The organism is Thermococcus sp. (genome assembly GCF_027066465.1).
In the GTDB taxonomy this organism is placed as follows: Archaea; Methanobacteriota_B; Thermococci; order Thermococcales; family Thermococcaceae; genus Thermococcus.
In genome coordinates this window covers 1-1648 of the sequence record NZ_JAMONU010000141.1, presented here as the reverse complement: position 1 = coordinate 1648, position 1648 = coordinate 1, and the positions used below count along the sequence as shown (strand labels likewise).

At 52.8% G+C, this 1648-nt stretch carries 1 protein-coding gene and 1 pseudogene; one reads left to right on the top strand and one right to left on the bottom strand.

Annotated elements, in window-relative coordinates; genetic code table 11:
- Positions 1 to 1229, bottom strand: a 1229-nt coding sequence (gene lysS / locus MVK46_RS06485; protein ID WP_297535821.1) for a lysine--tRNA ligase, incomplete at its 3' end; no start/stop codon positions are given.
- 129 nt (positions 1230 to 1358) lie between these two features.
- Here lysS and MVK46_RS06480 point away from each other — a divergent pair.
- A pseudogene (locus tag MVK46_RS06480) lies at positions 1359 to 1648 on the top strand (PhoI); the annotation flags it as partial.

The following is a 1648-nucleotide window of genomic DNA, read 5'->3' as shown; positions in this document are numbered from 1 at the left end:
AGATCGTCTTCCTCGAGTTTTTCCGGAACGTGGCCCTGCTCCTGGAGGACGTGGATTATCCCGTTCTCGTCGAGGTGTGGCATCTGAACGAGCGTAACAAGGAAGCGGAAGGGCGCCTGCGCTATCAGTCTCTCCGGAACCTTCGGCATGGACAGCTCGTAGGTTCTCTTCAGCTCCTCTTCCTCCTCCGGGTTCTTTGCGTGCTCAAGGCCGAAGTAAATCCTCTCGACTTTGTCAAACTCGTCGTAGAGGTTTAGCAGTCCCAGACCGAGGTCTATCTTTAGCTCCTTGTTAGGCCTTGACTTGGCGTAGATGAAGCGGATTATTCCCGGCTCGAGGACCTCGTAAAGGTCGCTGAGTAGGATAACGTTGCCCTTGCTTCCCGACATTTTACCCTTCTGACCCTTGATTCCAACGAACTCATACATGAGGTCTATTGGCGCCTTCCAGCCGAACACCTTTTCCGAAATCTCCCTTCCGGTGTCGTAAGAGCTCCCAGCGGCGAGATGATCCTTTCCGGCCGGCTCAAAGTCCACCTTGAAGTGCGCCCAGCGCATCGGCCAATCAACGCGCCAGCGGAGCTTGACGTTGCCGTCCCGTATATCCGTCTCACCCTCGCTTCCGCAGTGCTCACAGCGGTATTTAACCTTCCACCCGCCGTCCCACGAGACGAACTTCGCCTCGCGCCTGCACTTCGGGCAGTAGACCATAACCGGTTGCCAGTCGTCCTCAAGGGGCGGTTGCTTGGCCCTCTCGCGGTACTTGTCTAGAACGGCCTTAATCTCGTCGCGCTTTTCGAGGGCTAACCTAATCTCGTCAGCGTACTCGCCGGACTTGTATAGTTTGCTCGCATAGAGGAAGTCAGCCTCGATGCCAAGCCTTCTCACTTCCTCCTCGAACTTCTCCATGAAGTGCTCCGCGTAGCTGTTGTGACAGCCCCAGGGGTCCGGGACTTCCCTAACCGGCTTCGTGAGGTGCTCCCTCCACTCCTGCGGGACGTTCTTGGGAACCTTTCTAAACCTGTCGTAGTCGTCCCACATGTGGATGTGTCTGACCTTTTTGCCCCTATCCCTCAAGGCGTGGCCCACTATGTAGGCCGTGAAGAACTCTCTGAAGTTGCCAATGTGAACGTAACCACTCGGCGTGATTCCACTCTCCACAACATACTCTTCCTTATCTCCCCTCTCCCGGATTATCTTTTCAGCCATGTAGTCAGCCCAGTGAACCATAAACACCACCCGGCTAAGCTATTCCCCAGAGCTTTTAAGGTTAAGCTTCGTCTGGCTAACGACCGATAAGGGGAAAAAGTTATAAGCATTGTTAGTAATAACTTTTTGATAACGTAACAGGTGAACAAGATGGAGTTCGAACTGTTGAGAATGAACGTTTTCTTCCCGGCCTCATTGGAGATTCAGGAAGAGCTACTGAAGGCAGGTTTTAAAGTTCCCTACGATAAGGAAAGCGGAAGGAGAACCCCGGTTCCCGTTGTTGCCGCCTCAAAGAAGCCAAAGCGAATCAGGACAGGGAGGATATTGATGGCAAGGAAGTATGAGAGCGGTGAAAAGTTTACGGAAATCTCAGGAGAGAAGACATTGCTTGAGTTCAGCATAACGGAGAAAGGCTTTCTCATACTGAAACCAAAGCCTAT